This is a genomic window from Polaromonas sp., assembly GCF_018780625.1.
Classification (GTDB): Bacteria; Pseudomonadota; Gammaproteobacteria; order Burkholderiales; family Burkholderiaceae_C; genus Polaromonas.
This window is the reverse complement of record NZ_JADMJK010000222.1, coordinates 1-7,986: the sequence shown is the minus strand read 5'-3', so window position 1 is coordinate 7,986 and position 7,986 is coordinate 1. Positions and strand designations below refer to the sequence as shown.

The 7,986-nt window shown below is 68.4% G+C and carries 7 protein-coding genes; all 7 read right to left on the bottom strand.

Features of this window, described 5'->3' with window-relative positions; all coding sequences use genetic code 11:
• Nucleotides 1–59: 59 nt before the first annotated feature.
• From IV091_RS16000 to IV091_RS15970, 7 genes are read right to left on the bottom strand one after another with little or no spacing between them, the layout of a single operon-like run.
• Nucleotides 60–1,445, bottom strand: a complete 1,386-nt coding sequence (locus IV091_RS16000; RefSeq protein ID WP_293470250.1) for an ATPase, T2SS/T4P/T4SS family — start codon at nt 1,443–1,445, stop codon at nt 60–62.
• A gap of 12 nt (nt 1,446–1,457) precedes the next feature.
• Entirely contained in the window at nt 1,458–3,575 is a 2,118-nt protein-coding gene (gspD, locus tag IV091_RS15995; protein ID WP_293470248.1) for a type II secretion system secretin GspD, read from the bottom strand.
• A 2-nt stretch (nt 3,576–3,577) separates the two neighbouring features.
• Complete coding sequence (gene gspN, locus IV091_RS15990) at nt 3,578–4,384, bottom strand: type II secretion system protein N (protein ID WP_293470247.1); 807 nt, start codon at nt 4,382–4,384, stop codon at nt 3,578–3,580.
• A 12-nt stretch (nt 4,385–4,396) separates the two neighbouring features.
• The gene (gene gspM, locus IV091_RS15985; RefSeq protein WP_293470246.1) at nt 4,397–4,906 is read right to left on the bottom strand and encodes a type II secretion system protein GspM; all 510 of its coding nucleotides are present in this window, start codon (nt 4,904–4,906) and stop codon (nt 4,397–4,399) included.
• Nucleotides 4,903–6,135 (bottom strand): type II secretion system protein GspL, encoded by a 1,233-nt coding sequence (gene gspL / locus IV091_RS15980; protein WP_293470245.1) that lies wholly within the window; start codon nt 6,133–6,135, stop codon nt 4,903–4,905. The genes gspM and gspL overlap by 4 nt, the downstream gene beginning before the upstream one ends.
• A 16-nt stretch (nt 6,136–6,151) precedes the next feature.
• Complete coding sequence (gspK, locus tag IV091_RS15975; RefSeq protein WP_293470244.1) at nt 6,152–7,204, bottom strand: type II secretion system minor pseudopilin GspK; 1,053 nt, start codon at nt 7,202–7,204, stop codon at nt 6,152–6,154.
• A complete protein-coding gene (locus IV091_RS15970; protein WP_366807014.1) occupies nt 7,201–7,983 on the bottom strand; it encodes a prepilin-type N-terminal cleavage/methylation domain-containing protein in 783 nt (260 codons plus the stop codon). Before IV091_RS15970 ends, gspK begins: the two co-directional genes overlap by 4 nt.
• Nucleotides 7,984–7,986: the final 3 nt, after the last annotated feature.

Here is a 7,986-nt window from a genome sequence, read left to right as displayed (position 1 = left end):
GTTCAGCCCCCTCGGGGGGCAGCGCAGTACACGAAGTGACAAGCGTGGGGGCCATTTTTTCAGTCTCTTGTGACGCGCACCAGCTCTTCACGCGTGGTGATGCCGGCCTGCACCAGGCGCTCGCCGTCGTCGCGCATCAGCGTCATGCCGCTTTGCAGGGCGGCGGCGCGAATCTCGGCTTCTGACGCCTGGGTGTGGATCTGCTCGCGGATCGCGTCGTTGGTCACCAGCAGCTCGAACACGCCGGTGCGGCCCTGGTAGCCGGTTTGCCCGCAGACGGTGCAGCCTGCGCCGTGGCAATGGGTGCAGACCTTGCGCACCAGCCGCTGCGCCAGCACGCCCAGCAGCGAGGAACTGAGCAGGAAGGGCTCTATGCCCATGTCGGTCAGCCGCGTCACGGCGCTGGCGGCGTCGTTGGTGTGCAGCGTGGCCAGCACCAGGTGGCCGGTCAGCGAGGCCTGAATGGCGATTTGCGCGGTTTCAAAGTCGCGGATTTCGCCAATCATGATCACGTCCGGGTCCTGCCGCAGGATGGCGCGCAGGGCCTTGGCAAAGGTCAGGTCTATTTTGGCGTTGACCTGGGTCTGGCCGACGCCGGGCAGTTCGTACTCGATCGGGTCTTCGACCGTCATGATGTTCTGGCGCCGCGTGTCCAGCCGCTCCAGTGCGGCATAGAGCGTGGTGCTTTTGCCCGAGCCGGTAGGCCCGGTCACCAAAATAATGCCGTGCGGCTGCGCCACCAGTTGCTCGAAGCGCTTGAGCGCCTCGCCCTGCATGCCCACGGCTTCCAGGTTCAGGCGCTCGCCGCTCTTGTCGAGCAGGCGCAGCACGGCGCGCTCGCCATGGGCGCTGGGCAAGGTGCTGACGCGCACGTCGACCGCCCGGGTGCCGATGCGCAGGCTGATGCGGCCGTCTTGCGGCAGGCGCTTTTCGGCAATGTCGAGCTCGGCCATGATCTTCAGGCGCGAGATCAGCGCGGCGTGCAGCGCGCGGTTGGGCTGCACCACGTCGCGCAGCGAGCCGTCAACCCGGAAACGCACGCTCGAATGGCGCTCGTAGGGCTCGATGTGGATGTCGCTGGCGCCGTCGCGCGCGGCCTGCGTCAGCAGCGCGTTGAGCATGCGGATGATGGGCGCGTCGTCCGAATTTTCGAGCAAGTCCTCGATCGCGGGCAGGGCCTGCATCATGCGCGACAAATCCACGTCGCTTTCGACTTCGCTGATCACGGTGGCGGCGCTCGACTCGCTCTGCGCATAGGCTGCGCTGATGCGCTGCTGCAGCAGCTCGGGTGCTTCGCATTGCACCTGCTGCACGTCAAACTTGCGCATCACCTCGCTGACGCCGCCCGCGCCCAGGCGGTGCAGCCACAGCGTCAGTTCGCCGTCATGGTCTTCCAGCAGCAGTTGCTGGCTGCGCGCAAACGCGTAGGGCAGGGGGTAGCGCACCGGCTGCATGGCTTATCTTTCGGAAGGTGGCAGCACCGGCGAGTCGTTGATGGGCACCAGCGTGCTGGGCAGGGGCTGGGCCCGTTGCTGGGTCGTGCGCATGAGATCGTAGCGGTCCAGCGACAGCGCGTCGGTGGATGCTGCATCGCGCACCACCACGGGCCGCAAAAACACCATCAGGTTGGTTTTCTTGCGGCTGCGGCTCTCGGACTTGAACAGGTTGCCAAACACCGGCACATCGCCCAGCCCCGGCACCTTCTCCTGGTTGCCGGAGTATTCGTCCTGCAGCAGTCCGCCCAGCACGATGATGGAGCCGTCTTCGACCAGCACGTTCGACTCGATCGAGCGCTTGTTGGTGATCAGGCCGGTGGCTGAATTGACCGATCCCGGCTGCACGCTGGACACCTCCTGGAAGATGGCCATCTTGACCGTGCCGTTCTCGCTGATCTGGGGCTTGACGCGCAGGGTCAGGCCCACGTCCTTGCGCTCGACGGTCTGGAACGGGTTGACGCTGCCGGCGTTGGTGCCGCCGCCGGCGTTGGTGTACTGCCCGGTGACAAAGGGCACGTTCTGGCCGATGACGATCTTGGCCTCTTCGTTGTCCAGCGTCAGCAGGTTGGGGGTGGACAGGATGTTGCCGGCGCCCGAGGTTTGCAGAAAGTTGGCCAGAAAGCCGAGAAAGTAGACGCCGTTGCTGCGCGCCGCCACGCCTGCGTTAAAGCCCGTGCCGGGCGCCACCGAGCCGGCCTGCGTGGCCTGCGTGATGATGTTCTTGCCGCCGGTGCCAAAGTTGGTGCCCAGCAGCCCGATCAGGCTGTCGCCCTTGCCGCCCAGCGGGCCCTGCCACTGGATGCCGAACTCGGCAGCCTTGTCCACGTTGACTTCGGCAATCAGGCTTTCGACATAGACCTGGGCACGCCGGGCATCGAGCTTGTCGATGACGGCGCGCAGTTGCCGGTATTGCGGCTCGGACGCCGTGATGATCAGCGAGTTGGTGGCCGGATCGGCCTGGATGCCGCCGCCGGTGGAGGGCGCGCCGCTGGGGGTGACCGGCGACGTGGCGGCGGCGCTGGCGCCCGACAGGTTGACCGGCATTGCCGCCGCCGCGGGTACGCTCACGCCGGCCGTGCTGACACCGGCGCCAGCGGCTGCTGTGCCGCTGGTCATGGCGGCGCGCAACACCACGGCCAGCTTGGCGGCATCGGCGTTCTTCAGGTAAACCACATAAATATTGCCGGCCGCTCCGTTGGGGCCATTCATGGCGGGCTGGTCGAGTTTTTCTGCCAGCGACCGGACCAGTGCCAGCCGGGCCGGATTGGCCGCGCGCACGATCAGCGAGTTGCTGCGGGGCTCGGCGAGCACGGTGGTCTTGTAGCTGGCCTCGGTGCTTGGCTGGGCGCCGCCCGCGCTGCTTTCCAGCAGCCGGGCGATCAGCGGCGCGACGTCGATGGCGGCCACATGGCGAAGCGCAATCAGCTCCACATCAGTGGCATTGGCCACATCCAGCGCGGCGATGATGCGGCCCAGGCGGTTCAGGTTGTCGGCGTAGTCGGTGATCACCAGCGAGTTGTTGCCGGGGTTGACGTTGATGGTGTTGTTGGGGCTGATCAGCGGGCGCAGGATGGGCAGCAGGTTGTTGGCGTTCTCATAGTTGAGCTTGAAGATGGTGGTGGCAATCTGGCCGCCGCTCACAGGCACATTGGTGGACACGGCGCTGCTCTGCAGCTTGGCGTCGGCTTCGGGCACGATCTTGTCCAGGCCGGCCGCATTGACGGAGGTAAAGCCCTGCAGCCGCAGCGCGGCCAGAAACTGGTTGTAGGCCACGGCCGGGGGCACCGGGCGTTCGGTGGTCAGCGTGATCGTGCCTTTGACGCGCGGGTCCACCACCACGTTGCGGCCGGTGATGACGGCCATGGTGCGCGCCACCGCATCGATGTCGGCGTTGACAAAGTTCAGCGTGACCGGCTCGCCGCGTCGGGGCGCCGGGGTGGGCGCCTCAACGGCGGTCTGCGCCTGAATATTTAAAGAAAAAAGACCGATGGCCCCAGATAAAAGGGCGTATCCAGCTATTGAAAATATAGCAATTGGACGGTTTTTGGACACAAGATGTTTGATGCAGCGTAATTTCACGGTTAGCCCACTTTGATGATGGCGCGCGCGCCGTTGCGTCGTCCAATGATGTTCAGAAGATTCGAAAGTGCTTCGACGCGCTCAGGCGCGGCGCTGGCCACCCCGTCAAAGCGCAGCCGCTGCCCCACCCACTGGCCCTGGCCCGTCAGCTGCAGGCTGCCCTCCAGCGTTTCAAGTTGCAGGCTGGCGGTAGGCCCTCCCAGCAGTGTAAGGCGGTAACTGCCCATGGGCTTGAGCGTGGACAAGCGCGACGAAATCTGCGTGGCATCGAGTTGCAGGCGCCCCGCCAGGTTCAGTCGTCCCTGGATCCATTCCGCATGAAAGCCCTGCGTCGATGCCACGAGCTGGCCCTGCGGCTGCACGGTGTTCCAGGGCGTCCCCAGCCCGCCCAGCAGGCTGGCCGGCCACTGGGACTGGCCGTCGGCCAGCGTCAGCCGCAGGCCGCCCCAGCCCACGAGCGCGGCTTTGAGTTGCAGCGGCTGCGGGGTGCAGCACGCGGCCGAAATGTGGGCCACGGCGCCGCTCCAGGCCGGGCGGATGCGCCAGCCTACCTGGCCGGGCAGCGCCATCGCGTCGCGGCTGCCTGCGCCGCCCGACAGCACCAGCTGGGCCGAGCCCTGCCACAGGCTGCCGCGGGGCTCCAGCAGGCTGATTTGCTGGCCGCTGGCCTGGTGCACTGCGGTGGCCAGCCAGCGCGCCGGCGCAAACACCAGGGTAGCCAGCAGCAGCCCGCTCAGCGCACCCGCCAGCGCCCAGCGCCAGGGCGCAGAGGCGGCAGCAGTCGCGCGCGAGGTCAGCGTGTACTTCATGAATGCATGGCTTTAGCGTGCGGGCAACTGCATCACCAGCACGCCGTTCCAGGTCGCACCGCCGGGTGCACCAGGCGCCACGGCGCGCACCAGACGGGCTTCGGCCGGCACGGATCGCGCATTGAGCCGCGCCTGCGCCAGCCACTGGGCCAGGGCGTCGGCGGATGCCCCTTGCAGCGTGACGCTGGTACGGTCGCCTGCCGTGTTGAGTCTGGCCGTGGCGCCCAGCGTCTGCTCGGTCGCCAGGGTGAGCGCGCGCAGCGCCTCGTCAAAGCCCAGCGTGGGCTGTTGTTGCAAGGCCCTGGCTTCGGTCTGCATGGCCTGCATCTGCTGGAGTTGGGCATTGAGCGCGCGGGCCTGGTCATCAGCCGTGCGCAGCGTGGTCAGTGCCGGCGCCAGGCTCAACTGCCACAGCAGGGTGACCAGCACCAGGCCGGCCGCCAGCGCCAGCAGGCTTTTTTCGCGGGCCTGCAGTTGGGCCCAGCGGGCCTGCAGCGACTGGATCGAAGGGGGCAGGCTCATGGTTGGCGTTCCAGTTTGATCAGCAGGCTGTCGCCGTCCAGGCGTGCGCTGTAGCCCCGGGCCTGCAGGCGGGTGGGGGCATCGCGCAGCCCCTGGCTTGCAGCATCCAGGCCTTTGAGGCGCAACTCGCCGGCTGTGAATTCAATCGCCGATGGCGCGCGCGCGTCGGGCACTGAGGTCTGATACTGTGCCAGCATGGTTTCCAGGTCGGCGCTTGACGCGGTGCCGCTGCGGCGCTGCAGGTCAGCCAGCGCACGCGCCATTTGCAGCGGCGCATCGACGACCACGCGGACCTCCGGAAAGGTGGCGGTGAGGGTGTCCCGTATGGCCGCGCGCTTTGCCGCGAGCGCCGCTTTTTCCTGCCAGGCCCACGCCTGCAGGCCTGCCAGGTTGACGGCGACCAGGGCCAGGGCGGCCCAGCGTGCGGCGCGCCAGCGGGGTGCCTGGAGCAGGGTTTTGACCAGCGCGGACAGGTGCTTGCGGGTGCGCGCCCGGCGGGTGTAGAGCAGGTCGAACTGCGCCATGTCCCACGCCGACTGCGCGGCCAGCAGCCAGCGTTCGGGGCCGGTCTGCAAGGTGGCGGGGCGCTTGAAGTATTGTTCTGCCAGCGCGGCGACCGCGGGCTCGGCCACCACCTCGGCGCCTTCGGGCCAGTCTATGAGCGCGGCGCTGGCAACGGACAGCGGCAGCATGCTCACGCCGTCCGCGCCGCTTAGCACTGCTTGCGCCTGGTCGGGGTTACCGATGACGTGCAGCGAGGCGCGGCCGGCTTCTTCGGCGGGCGGCGTCATTTCGGGCACGATGTGCGCGACCGGCCGCCCGGCTTGTTCCAGCGCCGCGAGCCAGGCGTGCAGCCAGGCCCGGTCGCAGGCGGCGACCCAGATCGGCGCGCCGGCCTGGGCCTGCGGCGCAATGGCAAAGTGCAGCTGGGCCGGGTCGTCCAGCACCCGGTCTTCGAGCAGGCCGTCAAGTACGCTCCGCAGACGCGGGGCGTTGCCCTCCTGAAAAATCCCTTTGTTCAGGGTGCCGGGCGGCAGCGTCAGCCGGTGCCAGGACAGCCGGCCCACGGGCACCACGGCCACAATCTCCACGCCGGTTGGGGCGGGCAGCAAGGCCATGGGCGCCTCGACATGGCGCATGACGGTGCGCCCGTCCGCGCTCAGCACGCTGTCGCAGGGCGTGGCCGCTGTGGGGAGCGCCTCGGGAAGGGTAATGATCAGGGTGGTCATGCGTGGCTTTTGAGCGTCATTGTAGGGGGGCGTCCTGCGGCGCCTGGGCGCCCCGGTCGCGCCACAAGGTCTTCACATTCAGTCCGTCGCGCTGCACCACGGAATGTTCCTCCACCACGCCTTGCGCTTGCCGCAGCCGCCCGCGCACCTCAAAAAAGCGCGAGTTCACGCTGTGCTGCGCGGCATTGAGCGGCCCGACGGCCTCGCCCGTCAGCTTGCCCGCATCGGCCAGCGTGCGGAACGGGCTGACCTGGCGCGCGCTCACCATCCGCTGTGCCTGCGCCAGGTCCAGCCGGGGAATGCTGGCAGACAGCACCAAGGCGCTGGCGGTATTGACATTGACCGGGGTGCGCACGGGCAGCAGCGTGATGTAGGGGCGCAGCAGTGCCAGGCTGCGCGGCGACAGGCCGAGCCAGACCAGCTGCTCCACCCGCTGCGGCAGCAGGGGCGCCCGTGAGACAGCGCTACTGCCCGCGCTGGTGTCCAGGGCAAAACGCAGGTTTTCTGCCAGCGCGGTGAGCTCGCCGGGCTGCAGTCCCAGCCGTTCAAACAGCCGCGAAAAAGCCTGCAGGTCGGGCTCCGATACCGTGGCGGTCATGCCCGCGCCGGGCTGCTGGCCGCCTGCGCTGGTGCTTGCGACGGCGTCCGTTCCCTGGGGCGGCGCGGGGTTCGCCTTGCTGCCCATGTCCACCAGGTTAAGTACGTTCATGCGCGCCTGCAGGTCGCTGATGCGGCCCGACAGAAAGACCTGCAGCAGGGTGTCTGCGTTGTCCGCAGTGTTGTTTTTGTCCGCCGCCAGAAAGCTCGACAGCCGGGCTTCTTCGAGCGGCACGGCCCAGGGCTCGCCGAGGTGATCGGCCCCGCCCGAACGCCCGTCCTCGCGCAAAATCAGCCGCGACCAGTCGAGCGCGCCCGTGAGCACCCAGAGCGCCTGCACACGCGCCCGTTCGGCCGCCTCCACCTCCACGCTGCGCCACTGCTGCCACAACGCGGCCGCTGCCATGGTCGCCACCAGCGCGACGGTCAGCATCGCCGTCAGCAGCGCGGCGCCGGACTGACGGGCCTTCAAGATTTACCGCCTCCCACCGTCGGCCGCACCCAGTCGCGGGTCAGGGTGCCGCTGATGGCCTGGCCGGGCGGCAGCGTCAGCACCAGGCGCACGCCCGCTGGGAGGGACAGTGCGCTGGCCGCGGCCTGCTCGGGGGGGGGCGCGGCGTTGTCGCTGGACAGCGGGTTGGTCCACGCATCGCTGCGGAAATAGAAAACCTGCCACTGCGCCAGCGGCGTGATACGCACCTCGTCCCGTTTTTCCTCGTCACCGGGGTTTTGCGCCCACTGTGCGGCGCGGTCCCAGGCCGACTGCAGCTCGGCGCGTGTTTGCAGCGGCCGCGACTGCCAGCGCAGCCATTGGCCCGCGCCCTCCACGTTGCGCTGCGCCCAGGCCACCACCAGCAGCCCGCTGCCCGGCGCCACGGTGCTGCGCCGGGTGATGCGCAGGCCGCGCCCGTCCCAGTCCATCGGCTGCAATTGAGCGGGCAGCGGATCCTGCGCGGCAGGCAAGTCCACCATCGCATCCAGGTCGGCGGCCCATTGCGCCAGCCCCGCCTGCAGCGTCAACACCCCGTCGGCGCGCTGCTGGACCTGCGACTGCGTGCGCGCCATGCCGTCCAGCCCGCGCCAGCTCAAGCCCGCCATCAGCGCCATCACGCCGATGGCCACCAGCAGCTCGATCAGCGTGAAACCCCGCATGCGTTTGGTGGGCAATGACCGTAGCGCCGGGCCGCCCCAAGCAAGGTCAGCCCCCTCGGGGGGCAGCGCATGACACGAAGTGAAAAGCGTGGGGGCCATATC

What these genes read in the sequence shown, in the direction of transcription:
- gspN (WP_293470247.1), bottom strand. Translation starts at nt 4,384, where the DNA reads ATGAAGTACACGCTGACCTCGCGCGCGACTGCTGCCGCCTCTGCGCCC.
- IV091_RS15970 (WP_366807014.1), bottom strand. Translation starts at nt 7,983, where the DNA reads ATGGCCCCCACGCTTTTCACTTCGTGTCATGCGCTGCCCCCCGAGGGG.
- gspM (WP_293470246.1), bottom strand. Translation starts at nt 4,906, where the DNA reads ATGAGCCTGCCCCCTTCGATCCAGTCGCTGCAGGCCCGCTGGGCCCAA.
- gspL (WP_293470245.1), bottom strand. Translation starts at nt 6,135, where the DNA reads ATGACCACCCTGATCATTACCCTTCCCGAGGCGCTCCCCACAGCGGCC.